This window comes from Duganella phyllosphaerae (assembly GCF_001758785.1).
Classification (GTDB): Bacteria; Pseudomonadota; Gammaproteobacteria; order Burkholderiales; family Burkholderiaceae_D; genus Rugamonas; species Rugamonas phyllosphaerae.
The window spans coordinates 262012-279658 of the sequence record NZ_LROM01000090.1; the positions used below are offsets into that span (position 1 = coordinate 262012).

Below are 17647 nucleotides of genomic sequence, written 5' to 3' on the forward strand. Positions count from 1 at the left end.
CCTTAAGGCCAGATTCTAATTATTCGCGTACCAGCCAGTGCATCGCGTACGGCGCCAGCGTCAACGTCCCGCTCAACAGCCCCGGTTTGGCGCAATCGCTCCACGCACCATCGAGCGCGTACTGCTGCGGCGCGGCCGAGAAATTGAACAGCGTGAGAAACCGTTCGCCGCGCGCCAGCGCCAGCACGCCGGCCGGCGCCTCGGCCAGCAAGGTACGCGGCGCGCCGGCGGCCAGCGCATCGTGGGCGCGGCGGACGCGCAGCAGCTGCGCCAGTCCTTCGTACATCGCGCCTTCGGTGGTGCCGGCATCGTGACGGTGTTCCCAGCGCTGCTGATCGAACACGGGGCGGTGCAGCCAGCGGCTGTCCATCGCGTGCTCGGGGCGGGCCAGGTAGCTCTCGTCGTTCTGCATCGCCAGCTCGTCGCCCATGTACAGCACCGGCAGCGCGCCAAAGCTCAGCGCCAGGCCGTGCAGCAGCAACATGCGGCGCAGCGCCAGTGCGTGCTCCACCACGGTATCGGCGGTCTGCAGCCCGGTCAGCGAAGCGGCCATGCCGTTGCTGCCGTGCGCCGCGTCGGGATCGGTGCTCTGGAAGATGGCGCCGCGCGCATAGCTGCCCGGCGTGACGCCGGCAAAGAAGCGCGAGGCAGCGGCCAGCCGTGCAGCGCTGTTCTCACCGGCCTCGGCGCGCAGGACGTTCCAGCCGATGTCGTCATGGCAGCGCACATAACTGAGCCAGGTCGCCGCGCGCGGCAGGTCCGGCGTGTTGTTGACCACCGCGCGCAGCACCTCGGTATTTTGTTCGGCCAGCGCCACCCAGCCGGCTGCCATCAGGCTGCTGTGATACGCGATGTGGCACTCGGGCGCTTCGGCGCTGCCCAGGTAGGCGGGCAGTTCGCGCGTGGGCACGATCGCTTCGGCTTTGAGCAAAACGCCTGGCGCGACGATATCGACGATGGCCCGCAACGCCTGCAGCAGCTGGTGCGCCTCGGGCTGGTTCATGCTGTTGGTGCCTTCGCGCTTCCACAGGAAGGCGGTGGAGTCGAGGCGGAACGCTTCGATGCCACGATTGGCCAGGCGCAGCATCACCGCCGCCATCTCGGCAAACACCTCCGGGTTCGACCAGTTCAAATCCCACTGGTACGGGTAGAACGTGGTCCACACCCAGCCCTGCACTGCTTCCACGTAAGTGAAGTTCCCCGGCGCCACCTGCGGGAACACCTGGCCCAGCGTACGCTCGTGGCGGTCCGGCAGGTCGCGGTCCGGAAACACGTGGAACCTGGCGCGGGCCTGCGCATCGCCGGCCTTGGCGGCCAGCGCCCAGGCATGGTCGTCGGCCACGTGGTTGAGGATCAGGTCCGAACACAGGCTCACACCGGCGCCGCGCAGTTGACCGGTCAGCGCTTCCAGGTCGGCATTGCTGCCGAGGCCAGGGTCGACTTCGTCGAAACTGGTGACGGCAAAGCCGCCATCGTTTTCGCCAGCGCGCGGCCGCAGGAACGGCAGCAGGTGCAAATACGTCACGCCCAGCTCTGCCAGGTATGGAATGCGCTGCGCCACGCCATTCAGGTCACCGCCGAACTTTTGCACGTAGGTGCAGTAGCCGAGCATGCGCTGGTCGAGGAACCAGTCCGGCTCGGCCGCGCGCGCGGCGTCCTGCGCGTGCAGCTCCGGCGAGCGCTGGGCGTGCAGCCGGCCCAGCGCTTCCATCAGGTCGCCGAACCAGTCGTCGAAGCCTGTCGCGTCGGCAAAGGCGTCGCCGTACAACCATGCCAGCAAGCTGCGCAGCACCGGGCCACTGGTGGCCAGCCGCTGCGCCGCCGGTGCACGCAGTTCGTCGGGAAGGACCGCCAGCAGGCGGTCGGCAAAAACATCAGAAGCCATGGTCGGGTGCTTGGTTGATTAGAACGCGTAAGAGACAGTGGCTTTCACGGCGCGGCCGGTGACCGAGCGTGCGGCATGGCCGTCGCCTTCGATCTCGGTGTAGCCGATCTTGTTGAACAGGTTATTCGCGCTCAGGGCGATGGTGGCTTTTTCGGTCACGCGGTAGTTGACGAAGGCATTGACGATCGCATACGACGGCATGATGATGGTGTGCGCATCGTCGCCCCACGATTTACCGGTGCCGACCACGCTGGCGCCCACGGTCGCGTCGCCGAAGGTGTAGGTCGGTGCGACCTGGTAAATCCACTTGGCCTGGCGGCGCGGGGTGTTGCCGATATTGGCCACGTCGGCCGCGGCGGTGCCCACGATCTTGGCGTGGGTGTAGGTGGCGCCGCCGGTGATGCGGAAGTCGCCGAGGCTGTAGGCTCCTTCCAGTTCCACGCCCTTGGCGTCGTAGCGGTTCGAGGTGCTGCGCTGGGTGGTCGCTTCGTAGTTGCTCTCGTCGGTCTTGGCCTGGAACAGGGTGACGAAGGTGCTCACGCCGCCGCTGCGCCATTTAACGCCGCCCTCGTACTGCTTGACGGTGTTGATATTGATCGGCGCGCTGCCGTCGAGCGGGGTGCCGAACAGGATGCGGTCGGCATTGAAGGCCACGCCGTCGCTGACGCGGGCAAACGCCGCCAGGTTGTTGGTGATGCGATAGTTACCGCCGACCGAGTACGAGGTGTGATCCACCTTGTAATTGACCATCTGCTCGGTGGCCGGGTTGTACAGCAGTCCGTTGACAGCGTTCGGCGACGTGCTGGCCGCAGCCTGGTTGGCGGTGCCGGTGGCTTTCTGGTTGTCGCGGCGTACGCTCGCGTCCAGGTTGACCGGACCCATTTCGTAACCCACGTTCAGGTATGGCGACGTGGTCTTGTATTCCATGTCCACGGCGCGCGAGCAGCAGCCGCTAAAGGCCGGGCCGACCAGGCCAGGGGTGGCGCTGGCCGTGGTGGCGTTGGAGAGCAGCGCCGGCTTGTCGCCGGTAGCCTGCATCAGGTATTCGTTGAAGTTCCAGGTCAGCGCCAGCTTCTGGTTCGACAGGTACAGGCCGGCCGTGGTGGTCAGCTTGGCGCCGCCAGCGAGGGCAAAGGTCTTCGACAGCTTGGTGTCGTTGAGGGTGTTGCCGGCGTCGTCGATCGAGGTATTGAACACCACGGCAGAGAAGGCGCGGCCATTGTAGGCCTGGCCGCGATTCGGGCCGGTGGCCACCGTGTAGTTGCCCACCACGCCGTTGTTGCCGGCGAAGATGCCGGTAAAGCGGCCGCTGTTGTCGGCGGTGCGGAAGTTGTTCGACAAGGTCCAGCCATCGCCGAGCTTGAACGAGCCTTCGAGGCCGAAGGTGTTGCTCTTGACGTGCAGGCCGTCGTTGACGTCGGTGGAGACCGGCGTGTTGTTCTTGCCCAGGGTGACGTCGCGGACCCAGTACGGCGAGTAGAAGCTCACGGTGCGCGGGTCGATGCCCGGAACTTCGCTGATGTGCTGGTTGTTCACGCTGACCGGTACCGGCAGCGCGGTCGGGGTCTTGTCGTCGAGATGCTTGAACGACAGGCGGATGAAGCCGTTGTCGAGTTCATGGGTGATGTTGCCGCGCACTTGGCCGCCGCTGGCGGTGCTCATGCCGGTGTCGCGTACGCCTTCGCCGGTGCGGTAGTTACCGCCGATGAAGAAGCGGGTCTTTTCCGAGATTGGCGCGCCGTAGCTGAAGTCGTAGCGGGTTTCGTCGTAGCCGAGGCCACGGCTAATCGCAATCTTGCCGCCCTGCTCTTCGCCGGTCTTGGTGATGAAGTTGATGATGCCGCCCGGGGCGTTGGTGGCCAGGGTGGAGGCCGAGCCGCCGCGCACCACTTCCAGGTGGTCGAGCGTGCTGTCGATTTTCACGAAACTGTCGGGCGTGGTGAAGTTGAAGTCGCCAAATTGCAGCACCGGCAGGCCGTCTTCCTGGATTTGCACGTAGCGCGCGCCGCCGGCCGAGACCGGCACGCCGCGCACGGTGATGTTGGCATTGCCTTCGCCACCCGACGATTCGGCGCGCACGCCAGGAACCGAGCGCAGCACTTCAGCGGCGCTCAACGGCGCGGCGTTCTGGATGGCGTCGCCTTCGATGGTACTGAGCGAGACGCTCGATTTCATTTTCGACGAACCGAGCGTGGTGCCGGTGACGACCACGCGCTCCATGTTCAGGCCGTCGGGTTGGGCGGCCGGTGCGGCAGCGGTCGTGGTGTCTTGTGCGTGGGCGCCCAGGTGCAACATGGCGATGGCGACAGCGGCAGCGATGCCGCCCAGTTTGGGGGTGCGTTGAATCATGGTGATCTCCAGTGTTGTTGTCGTTTTGCTCTGCTGCATTATTGAGCAGAGCCGCCATTATTCACCGGAATGACATTTAATGCAATCGATTGCATATCGTGCTGCAGCAATGCTAGCAGGCGCGTGATTCGTCATCCTCGCGTACGCGGGGATCCATGCTGAGTAACAGATCAGGCGGTCTATGGATCCCCGCTTGCGCGAGGATGACGGAATTAATGTTGACAACTAAAGGGAGCACGATGGCGTAGCACGTTACGCTGCACCGCAGCAAAAATAATTATGCAATCGGTTGCATAAACCCGACAGTCTTCAGACTGCCCGGCTGCTGCTGCGCACGACCAGGGTGGTCGGGAGTTGTTGGGACGGCGCTTCGCGGCCTTCGATCAACTCCAGCAGCGAGGTCACCAGCGCCCGGCCCGCTTCGCGGATCGGCTGGCGGATCGTGGTCAGCGGCGGGTGGAAGTAGCTGGCCAGTTCGATATCGTCGTAACCGACCACCGCCACCTGGCCCGGCACGAACAGGCCGTGCTCGCGCATGGCGTTGATCGACATCATGGCCAGCAAGTCGGAGCCGGCAAAGATGGCGTCGAACGCCACGCCCCGGCGCAGCAGCTCCTCGATCGCCAGCTGCCCGCCCGACGGCAGAAACGATGCCGGTACCATCAGTTCGGGATCGATGCCGATCCCGGCGCGTTGCAGGGCGCGGCAGTAGCCGGCGTAGCGCAGCCCCACTTCGGGCAGGTTGATGTCGCCGAAGAAGGCGATCCGACGGCGGCCTTCTTCCAGTAAATGGTCCACCGCCAGTTCGCCGCCGGTGACGTTGTCGCCGCCCACGGTGCAGTACAGCTGCTGCGGCAGTTGCGCGCCCCACACCACGATCGGCACGTGGCGCGCGGCCAGCTGGTTCAACTGGTCGTGGTGGCGCCACTGGCCTATCAGCACGATGCCGATCACGCGGCCGGTGTCGAACGGCGCGGCGGCCGCGTCGAGCTCGTCGGCATCCACGCGCGAGACCAGCATGTCGAAGCCAAGTTCGGTCAGCGCATCGGCCAGGCTGCCGAGCATGCCGAGGAAGAACGGATCGGACAGGTGCTGGCGCGTGTTGTGGTCGTACGGGATCACCACGCCGATGGTGCGGTTCTGCTTCATGCGCAGGTTTTGCGCACCGATATTGATGGTGTACTTGAGCGAGCGGGCCAGCTCCATGATGCGCACCCGCGTCTCTTCACTGACGAGCTTGCTGCCGGCGAGCGCACGCGACACGGTGGACGTGGACACCCCGGCCAGGCGCGCAATGTCGGCCATCTGCAGGCGCCGCTGCTGGGCGGCGGAGGGGTTGCTGTCGCTCGCGGATGTGGGGTCGGCCAGCAGTTTGGGGTCGGCCATCACTCAGGCGGACGGGAACGTGTCCTTGAACGACTGGCGCTCGGACAGCTTGTCGAACAGGCGCGCCAGGTTGGCGTGGTCGTCGCGCCAGCCGATGTCGGGGAAGCGAAACGCCAGCCAGCCCAGGGTGCAGCCGACGGCGACGTCGGCCAGCGAGTAGTTTTTGCCCATGCAGTAAGGCAGGTCGCCGAGCTTGTCGGACAGCGCGGCCAGGCCCAGCCGCACCTTGCCCAGCTGGCGCGCCACCCAGTCCTCGCTTTGCAGCTCGATCGGCCGCAGGCGCTCGAGGCGCACGATGACAGCCGCGTCGATGATGCCGTCGGCCAGCGCTTCCCAGCACTTGACGTCGGCGCGATCGCGGCTGTTGGTGGGCAGCAGCTTGCACACGGGCGTGAGGGTGTCGAGGTACTCGACCATCACGCGCGAGTCGATCATCACCGAGCCGTCGTCCATGATCAGGCTGGGCACTTTGCCCAGCGGGTTCCATTTGCTGATGGCGGTATCGGAGGCCCAGACATTTTCCAGTTCGAACTGGTAGTCGAGTTTTTTCTCGGCCAGCACGACGCGTACTTTGCGGACATAAGGACTGCCAAGGGAACCGATGAGTTTCATAGCGCGCTAAAGTAAGGGCCGAGTAAGAGCGAAGGCCGGGGTTGAAGATCGGTGGTGAGTATAACATCGGGAGCCACGGGTCGGACTGCCTGAGCGGCCAATGGTAAAATCTGTCTTTGCGCATTTTCCACCCTACCCTGCCATCATGACCACTACTCCTTACTCCACGCTGTCGGCGCTGTCCCCGCTGGACGGCCGCTACGCCGGTAAAACCGATCTGCTGCGTCCCATCCTGTCCGAGTCCGGCTTTATGCACCACCGCGTCAAGGTGGAAATCTCGTGGCTGCAAGCGCTGTCGCTGGCAGGTTTCGACGAGATCAAGCCGTTCTCGGCCGAAGGCTCGGCCCTGCTCGACAAGATCGCCTCCGGCTTTACCGAACAGGACGCCGCCCGCATCAAGGAAATCGAAGCCGTCACCAACCACGACGTGAAAGCCGTGGAGTACTGGCTCAAGGAACAGGTGAAAGATGTGCCGGAACTGGTGGCCGCGTCCGAATTCATCCACTTCGCCTGCACCTCGGAAGACATCAACAACACCTCGCACGGCATGATGCTCAAAGCTGCGCGCGACACCGTGATGCTGCCATCGCTGCGCAACGTCGTCGCCCGCCTGACCGAAATCGCCCACGCCAACGCCGAGCTGCCGATGCTCTCGCGCACCCACGGCCAGACCGCCAGCCCGACCACCCTGGGCAAGGAAATGGCCAACGTCGTGGCGCGCCTGCAGCGCGCCATCAAGCGTATCGAACAGGTTGAAATCCTCGGCAAGATGAATGGCGCCGTGGGCAACTACAATGCCCACCTGTCGGCATACCCGTCGTTCGACTGGGCGGCGTTCTCGAAAGACGTGATCGAAACGCGCCTGGGCCTGGAATTCAATCCGTACACGATCCAGATCGAGCCGCACGACTACATGGCCGAACTGTTCGACGCGTTTGCCCGCGCCAACACCATCTTGCTGGACCTGAACCGCGATATCTGGAGCTATGTGTCGCTCGGCTACTTCAAGCAGAAGCTCAAAGCCGGCGAAATCGGTTCGTCGACCATGCCGCACAAGGTTAACCCGATCGACTTCGAAAACTCCGAAGGCAACCTGGGCCTGGCCAACGCGGTGCTGAAACACCTGTCGGAAAAGCTGCCGGTCTCGCGCCTGCAACGCGACCTGACCGACTCGACCGTGCTGCGCAATATCGGCGTGGGCTTCGGCTACACGCTGCTGGCCTACGACAGCTGCCTGCGCGGCCTGAACAAGCTGGAAGTCAATCCGGCCCGCCTGGCAGCCGACCTCGACGCCAACTGGGAAGTGCTGGCCGAGCCGGTACAAACCGTGATGCGCCGCTACGGCATCGAGAACCCGTACGAGCAGTTGAAGGAACTCACGCGCGGCAAGGGCATCTCGAAAGACGCGCTGCGCGACTTCATCACCGGCCTGGCGATTCCGCAGCAAGCCAAGGACGGCCTGCTGGCGATGACCCCCGCCAATTACATCGGTATCGCCGCATCTCTGGCAAAAGCCATCTGATGTTGTAAGCGCATGTCGCTGACACTGGCCCCCGCAACTGAAAAAGTTCCGGGGGCTTTTTTATTCTGGTTTAATGCGTTGTTAAGCAAAAGAATTATTTGTTTGCTATAGTCCGATTTAGTCCTAACACGTACTAATTTTTGGAGCATCTATGCAACGCTATACCAAGACAGCCATGCTGCTGCACTGGCTGATCGCCCTCCTGATCATCTCGGCCTTTTTCCTCGGGCTGACCATGGTCGCCATTCCGGGCTTCTCGCCCACCAAGCTCAAGTATTTTTCGTGGCATAAATGGCTCGGTGTGACCGTGCTGGCGCTGGTGGCGATACGCCTGTTGTGGCGCCTGGCAAACAAGCCGCCGGCGCCGCTGGCCAGCATTCCGCCGGTCCAGCACAAGCTGGCCGAAGGCATGCACTACCTGCTGTACTTCCTGATGTTTGCCGCGCCGATCTCGGGTTACCTGTTCAGCAGCGCGGCCGGCGTGCCGGTCGTGTACCTGAAACTGATCCCGCTGCCAGTGATCATCGGCCCCGATCCCGAACTGAAGGCACTGCTGTCCACGGTGCACTACGTGCTGGTCATGACCATGGCCGCCGCAGTCGTGGCCCATGCTCTCGCTGCCCTCAAGCATCACTTTTTCGACCGCGACGTCACGCTCAAACGCATGCTGCCGTTCTAATTTTTTTTTACTTATTGGAGTTCCTATGAAAACCGTCAAAAAAATCGCCTTCCTGTCCCTGCTTGGTGTGAGCCTGATCGCCGGCGCCGCCGTCCTGAAAACCGATCCGGCCAAGTCGACCGTCTCGGCCACGTTCAAGCAAATGAATGTGCCGATCGAGTCGAAATTCAAGAAGTTCACCGCCACCATCGACTACGATGCCGCCAAGCCGGATGCCTCGAAAGCGACCGTGGAAGTGGACACGGCCAGCCTCGACATGGGCGACCCGGACTACAACAAGGAAGTGGCCAAGAAGGAATGGTTCAACGCCGCCCAGTTCCCGAAAGCGACGTTCGTCTCGAGCTCGATCAAGGCGGCCGGCGCCGGCAAGCTGACCGTGGCGGGCAAGCTGACCGTCAAGGGCAAGACCACCGACGTCACCTTCCCGCTGACCGTGAAAACCGAAGGCGGCAAGCAAGTGTTTGACGGCGTCCTGCCGATCAAGCGCCTGACCTACAACATCGGCGAAGGCGAATGGAAAGACACCAGCATGGTTGCCGATGAAGTGGTGCTCAAGTTCCACGTCGTCGCTGGCTAAATACAACTAAACCACCACCACAGGAGATACATCGCATGAAGCTGAAGTTACTGATCGCCACGCTGTTGACCGCCGCTACCGCCTCGTCCATGGCGGCAAGCACGACCTACAATCTCGATCCGACCCACACGTTCCCGAGCTTCGAGGCCGACCACATGGGCCTGTCGGTCTGGCGCGGCAAGTTCAACAAGACCAGCGGCACGGTCACGCTCGACCCGGTCGCCAAGACCGGCTCGCTGAACGTGAAGATCGAGGCCGATTCGGTCGACTTCGGCCTCGATGCGATGAACAAGCACGCCAAGGACGACACCATGTTCAACGTCGCCAAGTATCCGACCATGACCTACACCAGCAAATCGTTCAAGTTCGACGGCGACAAGCTGGTGGGCGTGGAAGGCGAGCTGACCATGATGGGCGTGACCAAGCCGGTGGCGCTCAAGGTCGACAAGTTCAAGTGCATCATGCACCCGCGCTACAAGAAGGAAGCGTGCGGCGCCGACGCCACCGCCGAATTCAAGCGCAGCGACTTCGGCCTCAATATCGGCCTGCCGAACTTCTCGCCCGAAGTCAAGCTGGCGATCCAGATCGAGGCGATCAAGGCCGACTGATTTCCTGGCATTTGCAACAAAGCCCCGCCATCCACTGTCCGTGGATGCGCGGGGCTTTTTTTTGTTGATATACTCGCTGCGCTGTTCCCAATCACCATTTTGGAAAACGAACTAAAACAATGCATAAGACACTGATCGCGCTCGCCATCCTGAGCACCACCGCCGCAGCCCACGCCGACGAAGGCATGTGGATGCCACAACAGCTGCCACAAGTAGCCAACCAACTGAAAGCGGCCGGCCTGGCGCTCGATCCCGCCGCGCTGACCAAGCTGACCGAGTTCCCGATGGGCGCCATCGTCAGCCTGGGCGGCTGCTCGGCGTCGTTCGTCTCGCCGCAAGGCCTGGTCGCCACCAATCACCACTGCGTCTATGGCAGCGTGGCCCACAACTCCACGCCCGAGCGCGACCTGCTGGCCAACGGTTTCCTGGCCAAGACCCTGGGCGAGGAACTGCCGGCCGCGCCCGGCAGCCGCATCTTCGTCACCAAGGCCGTGACCGACGTCAGCCAGCAGGTGATCACGCCAGCCGTCGCCAGGTTGAACGGCAAAGCCCGCCTCGATGCGATCGAGAAAAACACCAAGACCATCCAGGCCGAGTGCGAAAAAGACGCCGGCCACCGCTGCACCGTGTCGTCGTTCTACGGCGGCCTCGAGTTCTACCTGATCAAGCAACTGGAAATCCGCGACGTGCGCCTGGTGCACGCGCCGCCTGCAGGCGTGGGCAAGTTCGGTGGCGACACCGACAACTGGATGTGGCCGCGCCACACCGGCGACTACGGTTTCTACCGCGCCTACGTCAGCAAGGATGGCAAGGCCGCCGACTTCAGCAAGGACAACGTGCCGTACGTGCCGCAGCACTTCCTGAAACTGGCCAAGGAAGGCAGCAAGGAAGGCGACTTCGTCATGGTACTGGGCTACCCGGGCCGCACCAACCGCCACCGCCTGCCATCGGAAGTGGCCTACACCTTCGACTGGAGCTACCCGGCGTTCGTCAAATCGTCGGCCGAGAGCCTGGCGATCATTGCCGAGACCACCAAGGACAACAAGGACACCGCGCTCAAGTACGCGTCGCAAGTGGCCGGCATCAACAACTACTACAAGAACCGCCAGGGCATGCTGGACTCGTACGCCGGCAGCGACATGCTGGCGCGCAAGACCGCCGAGCATGAAGCGCTGAAGCAGTGGATCAGCGCCGACGCCGCCCGCAAGAAGGCATACGGCGCCGACATCGCTACCGTGGAAAAGCTGATCGCCGAGCGCGACGCCGAGACCAAGCGCGACTACTTCCTGTCGTCGTCGAAACCGCGCCTGCTCAACACCGCGCGCATGTTGTACCGCCTGGCTAACGAAAACGCCAAGCCGGACACCGAGCGCAAGTCCGGCTACCAGGTTCGCGACGTGCCACGCATCAAGGCTAGCGTGGCCGCGCTGGTGCGCAACTACGATGAAAAAGTCGACAAGGCCCTGGTACTGAACAGCCTGGCCAAGTACGCCGCGCAACCGGTCGCCCAGCGCAACGCCGCTTTCGACAAGGTGATGGGCATCAAGGACGGCATGGACAAGGCCGGCCTGCAGGCGGCACTGGACAAGATCTACGCCGGCAGCAAGCTTGGCGACGCTGCCACCCGCACCGCCTGGATCGACAAGAAACCGGCCGACTTCAAGGCCAGCGACGACAGCTTCATCCAGGCTGCCGTGGCGCTGTACGGCCCGGACCTGAGGGAGGAAGCGAAGGAAGAAGAACTGGCCGGCAAGCTGCAAGAGTCCTACGCCAACTACATGAAGGCAAAAATCGCCTACATGAACAGCAAGGGCCAGGCCGTGTATCCGGACGCCAACAGCACCCTGCGCGTGACGTTCGGCCAGATCGCCGGCCGCCAGCCGGGTTCTGACGGCACCGACTGGAAAGCGTTCACCACCGTTGCCGGCGTCGCCGCCAAGGCCACCGGCACCGGCGAGTTCAATGCGCCGAAAGCGCAGCTCGATGCGATCAAGGCCAAGGACTTCGGCAAGTATGTCGACCCGGCGTTGAAATCGGTACCGGTCGCCTACCTGGCCACGCTCGACATCACCGGCGGCAACTCCGGTTCGGCTGCGCTCAACAGCAAGGGTGAATGGATCGGCCTGGCGTTCGACGGCACGCTCGACTCGATCATTTCGGACTGGGATTTCAACAAGGCGATGACGCGTTCGATCCAGGTCGACCTGCGCTACATCCTGTGGAACATGAAGCACGTGGACCACGCCGATAACCTGCTCAAGGAAATGAACGCCGAATAAGCGCTTCTGCTCTCTCGAAAACCACGCTGCGGCGTGGTTTTTTTATGACTGTTTTATCGCTGCTGCCTGATTTCACGGCAGGCGATGCCACCGAGCTCACGCAGCGCACGCGCCTGCTGGCCAGTCAGGCGGCGCGGCTCGGTATCGATCACGCACAGCGAACCGAGCTTGAAGCCATCCGCATCAATCAGCGGCACGCCGGCATAAAAGCGGATATGCGGCGCGCCGGTGACCAGCGGGTTGTCGCGAAAACGCGGATCGTCGAGCGTGTCGGTCACGAAGAACAAATCGTCCTGGGCAATCGTGTAATTGCAAAACGCCCAGTCGCGCGGGGTGCCCGTCAACGCCACGCCCTGGCGCGATAAAAACAGCTGCTGCGACTGCGTGAGCAAGGTCAGCAGAGCGATCGGCGCTGTCGTGACCGTGGCCGCCAGCCAGGTCAGCGGGTCGAAGATCGGGCCGATCGCGCGCTCCCGCAATCCAGACCGGTCCACCGCTGCCAGCCGCTGCGCCTCGGCAGGCGTCAGCGCGGCGCCACTGAGCGGGACCACCTCTGGTTCGCCGGCGTCATGCGCCAGGCGTTGTTGCAAGCGCCGCACCGACGACAGCTGCACACGGCGATGACCGCCAGGCGTCTTCCAGGACGGCAAATTGCCGTTTTCCATCCACAGTTGTGCAGTCGAGATGGAAATGCCCAATAGCGCAGCCACGCCTTTGCTGGTCAGGATCGAGTCTTGGTCGGTATCGGCTGGGGTGCCGGGAGCGGAAAGTGTGATGGCCATTCCGGACTGTAGCGCAATCACTGTGGTGTAACAAGAACTCAATCTCGCAAAAATTAATGAATTCAATAGAAAAATGTGACGAATTCATTTTATGATGCTATAGTGCAACCCTAATTAACCTTGTATCATCAATTTTCGTAAGGCAATCATGCTGTCCAATATCAAAATCAAGCACCTGGTGATTGCCGCGTTGGCAGCACTGATGACCGTCATCGTGCTCATCGGAAGCTATGGCATCTATGCAGCCGACCGCTCTGTCGCGCTGATCAACGACGTCACGCTGGCCGACCAGGCCCGCGCCGGCGAGCGCAACGCCATCCGGCTCGACATGGAAACCAACCGCAGCCAGATCCTGCAGGCGCTGCAACACAACACCGAATTCGAATGGGCCAAGCTGCACGACCACGAGCTGAGCGTGCACTGGGGCGTGATCGATGCGGCCAGCGCGCGCATCACCGAGCGCTGGACGCGGTATCTCGACAGCATCGACAACGCCGAACAGAAAGCCCTGGCGCAAGAGTGGTACCGCACGAGCGATGGCCTGGGCGTGGCGCATATTGCCGCTGCCGTCGCTGCCATCAAGAACGGCGACTGGGACGATGCCGAGCTGGTGCTCATCAAGAAAATCAACCCCACCTACCGCGTCGGTGACGTGGCCCTGGCAGCGCTGAAAAAATTCAGCGACGAGCGCGCCGAAGCCAACCACGACATCGTGCAGGACAGCCTGTCCACCATGCGTTACAGCACGATTGCGGCACTGCTGCTGGGCGCCGCGCTGGCGCTGGCCGTCGGCTACCTGCTGATCAGGGCGATTGCCCAGCCGCTGCAACAGGCCATGGCAATTGCCGAGCGGGTGGCGGCAGGCGACCTGCGTGGCGACGCCACCATTCATAGCACCAACGAAATCGGCACCTTGCTGACCGCGCTCGACACGATGAAGGACAACCTGGCCGGCATCGTCGCCGAAGTGCGCGGCAGTACCAGCCACATGGCCAGCGCCTCGGCGCAGATTGCCGCCGGCAACCACGACCTGTCGCAGCGCTCGGCAGAACAGGCCGCCTCGCTCGAGGAAACCTCGTCGTCGATGGAGGAAATGACCGCTACCGTCAAGCAGAATGCCGACAGTGCGCGCCAGGCCAACACGCTGGCGCTGTCGGCCTCCGAAGTGGCGGTCAAGGGCGGTGTGCTGGTGGCGCAGGTGGTCGATACCATGGGCTCGATCAGCGCCTCGTCGAACAAGATTGCCGACATCATCGGCGTGATCAACAGCATTGCGTTCCAGACCAATATCCTGGCGCTCAACGCCGCCGTGGAAGCGGCGCGCGCTGGCGAACAGGGGCGCGGATTTGCCGTGGTGGCGTCGGAAGTGCGCAACCTGGCGCAACGCTCGGCGGCGGCGGCACAGGAAATCAAAGTGCTGATCGAAGACTCGGTGCAAAAAGTGGGCAGCGGCGCCAAGCTGGTGAACCAGACCGGCGCGACCATGCAGGAAATCGTCGGCAGCGTGCAGCGCGTGACCGGCATCATGGGCGAGATCACCGGCGCCAGCCAGGAGCAGGCTACCGGCCTCGACCAGATTCGCGCCGCCATCGTGCAAATGGACGGATTGACCCAGCAGAACATGGCGCTGGTGGAAGAAGCCAGTGCTGCAGCCGATTCCCTGCACGAACAGGCGCAAGGCCTGGAGACGGTCGTCAGCGTGTTTCAACTCGACGGCGTGAAGCAGGCGCCGACGCCAGTGGCGGCGACGCTGAGGCCCCGCACGCAGCGCCGGTCCGGTCTGCAGTTGCAACTGGGTTGACTGGACTGACTGGCCCGGGTGTATGGCCTGCGGCGTGCCTGCATGCACCTTGCCGGTCTGCCCGCAGCAGTTCAGGTTGCCGTGCGTACCCTGCCGTATGTGGTCGCCGGTAACGGCGTATCGGCCACGCCGATTTGCTCCTTATGTTCGCGCAACCAGGCCTCGGCTGCGGACACGCCCGCTTCATGCAAGTGCAGCAGGAAACCGAGCTCGCCATTGAGCTTGCTCGAGATACTGTAGTCGGCCAGCATGTCGATGCCGCTGATCAGGTGCAGGCGCGGGCGATCGAACGCCATCGTGTCGCCCCGCTCTTCCAGCGGCACACCCTGGCCGTGCTGCAGGGCGGCGATCTCGCGCAAAAAGCTCATGTTGAAGGCGATTTCATTGGTGCGATTGGCGATGTCGGCCACGCTGCGCGGCGCCCGGCTGCGCGAGACGGGGTTGTTCTGGACCACCAGGATATCGCGCGCGCCGTGCTCGAGAAACGGCGCCAGCGGCGGGTTGGCCACGAAGCTGCCATCCCAGTAGCTCTCGCCGTCCACCTCGACAGCGGCAAACACCGTGGGCAGGCAGGCCGAGGCCAGTACCCGTTGCGGGTCGAGCTCCTCCCTGGTAAACATGCGGCCGGCACCGGTGCGCACATTGGTAGCCGCTATAAATAATTGCAGCTCGGTGCAGGCGCGCACGCGCTCGAAGTCCACCATGGCGGTGAGGAAGTTGCGCAGCGGATTTTGCGTGAGCGGCGCCTCCCATACCGGGCCGTGGAACGCTGCGCCCATTTCCAGCAGGTGATAGATGGGTGAATGTTCGAGCGTCCAGCTGCCGGTCAGGCGATCGAACGGCGTGCGCTGCAGCGGGCTGAACGTCATGGTCTGCCCCAGCGTGGTCCAGTAGCGGCGCAAGGCGGCCTGCGCGCCGCGCCGGCCGCCGCCATGGGCATAACCATCGGCCAGCACCACGGCGTTGATGGCGCCCGAGCTGCTGCCGCTGATCTTGTCGAACACCAGGTCGTCTTCATCGAGCAGGCGGTCGAGTACACCCCAGGTGAAGGCCCCGTACGTGCCCGCGCCTTGCAGGCCGAGGCTGACGGTCTTGCGGAGCGGCGTCGTCATGCGCGGCCCTTACGACAAACCGGCGCCATCGTCATGGCGATGGTTGAGCCAGGCGCCAGCAGCCAGGCCAACGCCGAACGCCACGTACACCCACGCCAGCGAGCTGCGCGAGACGCGCTGCTCGAAGCCGGGCTGGAATCTTTTAGGCGTGAGCTTGTAGTCGACAACGCAGGCCACGGCAGTGGCTGCCGCCGACGCCGCCACCGTGGCGGCCGGCGATTTCTTCCCCAGCACGCGGCCGGCCAGTTGCTCGAAGATGCTGCCCCAGAAATGTGAGCTGGCGTGGTGGATGCCGTAGCCGACCAGCGTATATTTCAAGGTGGGCCGGTCCTGCTCGAAGGCGCGGTCGCCCCACAGCCAATGGCTGATGGCGTTGGCGCCCGCGAACGGGCTGCCAGCCTCCTTCTTCGAGAACAGCGCCAGTACCGCCGTGGACGCCAAACTGGCCAACAAGCCCGGCGCCATGCCCTTGCCAACAATAACTTTCCAGTTATCCATAACGTCTCCCGAGTGCGTTAATCGATACGCCAGCCTATCCAAAAATTCGGCATCACGGCGCACCCCTCCCAAAAGGCTGGCGCGCGCCCTGTGGCGGTGGGGATCGGTTACAGTAAGCGGTCTGTTTTTCCCCTATCGACCCACCTACTGGAGTTCACATGCCCGCCAAGAAAATCGCTGTCATCATCGGCAGCCTGCGCAAAGATTCGATCAACCGCAAATTTGCCCACGAAGTCATTGCCCTGGCGCCCGAATCGCTGAACCTGGAAATCGTCGAGATCGGCGAACTCGCCATCTATAACCAGGACCTGGAAGAAAACGGCGCGGTGCCGCCGCAGGCCTGGACCCAGTTCCGCGAGCGCATGCAGGAGTTCGAAGGCGTGCTGTTCTTCACCCCGGAATACAACCGCTCCACCACCGCCGCCCTGAAGAACGCGCTCGACGTCGGCTCGCGTCCTTACGGCAGCAGCGTGTGGACCGGCAAGCCGGCCGGCGTGGTCAGCATCACCCCTGGTGCGACCGGTGCCTTTGGCGCCAACCACCACCTGCGCCAGTCGCTGGTGTTCCTCGACATGCCGGTGCTGCAACAGCCGGAAATGTACATCGGCAGCGCCGCCAAGCTGCTCGGCGATGACGGCAAGGTCAACAACGAAGACACCAAAAAATTCCTGAAGAAATTCATCGATACCTACGCCGTGTGGGTCGAGACCAACGCCAAAAAATAATCAGCGCCTGATGGCGGTAAACGCGTAGCCGGCACGGGTGAGTACCGTCGGCGCCAGTTGGCGCTGCTGGTGCCCCGGTTGCAGGGGCAGCAGGCGCGGCGCCGGTTCTGCCGGCACCGGCAGCAACGCCAGGTCCGCCCCCGGCAGCCGCGCCGGCAGCGCCTCGAGTTCCGCGTCTTCAAGCGGCGTGCAGCTGATATACACCCGGTACGACGTCCGCCCCGCCCCCAGCTCCAGCACGAAACCCGCAATTTGCGCCATCCCAGGGGGCCCCGGCATGGCCGTCACGCGCAGCAATGCCTTGCCCTTGCGCAGGTGTAGCACATCCCAGGTGTGCATCGGATAGAAGCGCGGTCCCGGCGGCACGGGAGTGCCATCGACTGGCGCGGGCAACAGCACGTTCAGGCCATGGAGCGCTGCCAGCGGCGCCAGGCCGCTGTAGCGCCCCGTCAACGCCGGGCTCATGACCAGCAGGTCGGCCTGCGGCCAGTCACCGACGGCTGCGGCGCTGTAAGCTTCCGCGTCCGCACCCACGGTAAGGATGCGCAGGCCATCGTAGCGGATCAGCGTCAGCCCCTTGCCGACCAGTTCCAGCCGGCCCTGCTGCGCCTTGCCCGAGCCGCCCTGCCAACCTTTGCCGGTCATGATGTCCACCGTGTAGCGCGGCCCGATCTGCGCCAGCCCCAGCCGGCATCCCAGCGCCAGCACCAGCGCTACCGCGATACCCGCGGCCATCCCGGTCTTGTTTCGCATCATCGCCTCCTCCCTGTGTACAGGGTCCCAGTACACCATCGATGACGATTATTTTCCTTAATGCAACTCAAGCGAGGCC

The 17647-nt window shown here is 63.5% G+C and carries 15 protein-coding genes; 7 read left to right on the top strand and 8 right to left on the bottom strand.

Going from position 1 to position 17647, the window contains the following annotated elements; translation table 11 throughout:
* Positions 1-19: 19 nt before the first annotated feature.
* From DUPY_RS15185 to DUPY_RS15200, 4 genes are all read right to left on the bottom strand, one after another.
* Positions 20-1885, bottom strand: coding sequence for an alpha-amylase family glycosyl hydrolase (locus tag DUPY_RS15185; protein WP_070249216.1), 1866 nt, complete (start codon positions 1883-1885; stop codon positions 20-22).
* Between the two features lie 18 nt (positions 1886-1903).
* A complete protein-coding gene (locus DUPY_RS15190; protein WP_070249217.1) occupies positions 1904-4234 on the bottom strand; it encodes a TonB-dependent receptor in 2331 nt (776 codons plus the stop codon).
* Between the two features lie 309 nt (positions 4235-4543).
* Positions 4544-5620, bottom strand: a complete 1077-nt coding sequence (locus DUPY_RS15195) for a LacI family DNA-binding transcriptional regulator (protein WP_070249218.1) — start codon at positions 5618-5620, stop codon at positions 4544-4546.
* A 3-nt stretch (positions 5621-5623) separates the two neighbouring features.
* Entirely contained in the window at positions 5624-6232 is a 609-nt protein-coding gene (locus DUPY_RS15200) for a glutathione S-transferase family protein (RefSeq protein WP_070249219.1), read from the bottom strand.
* 145 nt (positions 6233-6377) lie between these two features.
* Here DUPY_RS15200 and purB point away from each other — a divergent pair, with 145 nt between their 5' ends.
* From purB to DUPY_RS15225, 5 genes are all read left to right on the top strand, one after another.
* Positions 6378-7754, top strand: a complete 1377-nt coding sequence (gene purB / locus DUPY_RS15205) for an adenylosuccinate lyase (protein ID WP_070249220.1) — start codon at positions 6378-6380, stop codon at positions 7752-7754.
* Positions 7755-7905: 151 nt separating this feature from the next.
* Positions 7906-8433 carry a cytochrome b gene (locus DUPY_RS15210; RefSeq protein ID WP_070249221.1) on the top strand — a complete coding sequence of 176 codons (528 nt, stop codon included), beginning with the start codon at positions 7906-7908 and terminating at the stop codon, positions 8431-8433.
* A gap of 25 nt (positions 8434-8458) precedes the next feature.
* Positions 8459-9010 (top strand): YceI family protein, encoded by a 552-nt coding sequence (locus tag DUPY_RS15215; RefSeq protein ID WP_070249222.1) that lies wholly within the window; start codon positions 8459-8461, stop codon positions 9008-9010.
* 35 nt (positions 9011-9045) lie between these two features.
* Positions 9046-9618 carry a YceI family protein gene (locus tag DUPY_RS15220; RefSeq protein WP_070249223.1) on the top strand — a complete coding sequence of 191 codons (573 nt, stop codon included), beginning with the start codon at positions 9046-9048 and terminating at the stop codon, positions 9616-9618.
* Positions 9619-9737: 119 nt separating this feature from the next.
* Complete coding sequence (locus tag DUPY_RS15225; protein ID WP_070249224.1) at positions 9738-11897, top strand: S46 family peptidase; 2160 nt, start codon at positions 9738-9740, stop codon at positions 11895-11897.
* A 53-nt stretch (positions 11898-11950) separates the two neighbouring features.
* Here the strand turns inward: DUPY_RS15225 and DUPY_RS15230 are convergent, their stop codons facing one another.
* On the bottom strand, positions 11951-12679 hold the full coding sequence (locus tag DUPY_RS15230; RefSeq protein ID WP_070249225.1) for a GAF domain-containing protein: 729 nt from the start codon (positions 12677-12679) through the stop codon (positions 11951-11953).
* 148 nt (positions 12680-12827) lie between these two features.
* Here DUPY_RS15230 and DUPY_RS15235 point away from each other — a divergent pair, with 148 nt between their 5' ends.
* Positions 12828-14480, top strand: a complete 1653-nt coding sequence (locus DUPY_RS15235; protein ID WP_070249226.1) for a methyl-accepting chemotaxis protein — start codon at positions 12828-12830, stop codon at positions 14478-14480.
* 71 nt (positions 14481-14551) lie between these two features.
* Here DUPY_RS15235 and DUPY_RS15240 read toward each other — a convergent pair whose 3' ends face one another.
* Together DUPY_RS15240 and DUPY_RS15245 are read right to left on the bottom strand one after the other, a co-directional pair.
* Positions 14552-15592, bottom strand: a complete 1041-nt coding sequence (locus tag DUPY_RS15240; protein WP_070249227.1) for a patatin-like phospholipase family protein — start codon at positions 15590-15592, stop codon at positions 14552-14554.
* Between the two features lie 9 nt (positions 15593-15601).
* Positions 15602-16090 (bottom strand): hypothetical protein, encoded by a 489-nt coding sequence (locus DUPY_RS15245; RefSeq protein ID WP_070249228.1) that lies wholly within the window; start codon positions 16088-16090, stop codon positions 15602-15604.
* A 158-nt stretch (positions 16091-16248) separates the two neighbouring features.
* On the opposite strand from DUPY_RS15245, the gene DUPY_RS15250 reads away from it, so the two are divergent.
* Positions 16249-16815: an NADPH-dependent FMN reductase gene (locus DUPY_RS15250; RefSeq protein WP_070249229.1), complete on the top strand. Its 567-nt coding sequence runs from the start codon at positions 16249-16251 to the stop codon at positions 16813-16815.
* Here DUPY_RS15250 and DUPY_RS15255 read toward each other — a convergent pair whose 3' ends face one another.
* Positions 16816-17568, bottom strand: coding sequence for a hypothetical protein (locus DUPY_RS15255; RefSeq protein WP_070249230.1), 753 nt, complete (start codon positions 17566-17568; stop codon positions 16816-16818).
* Between the last annotated feature and the right edge of the window lie 79 nt (positions 17569-17647).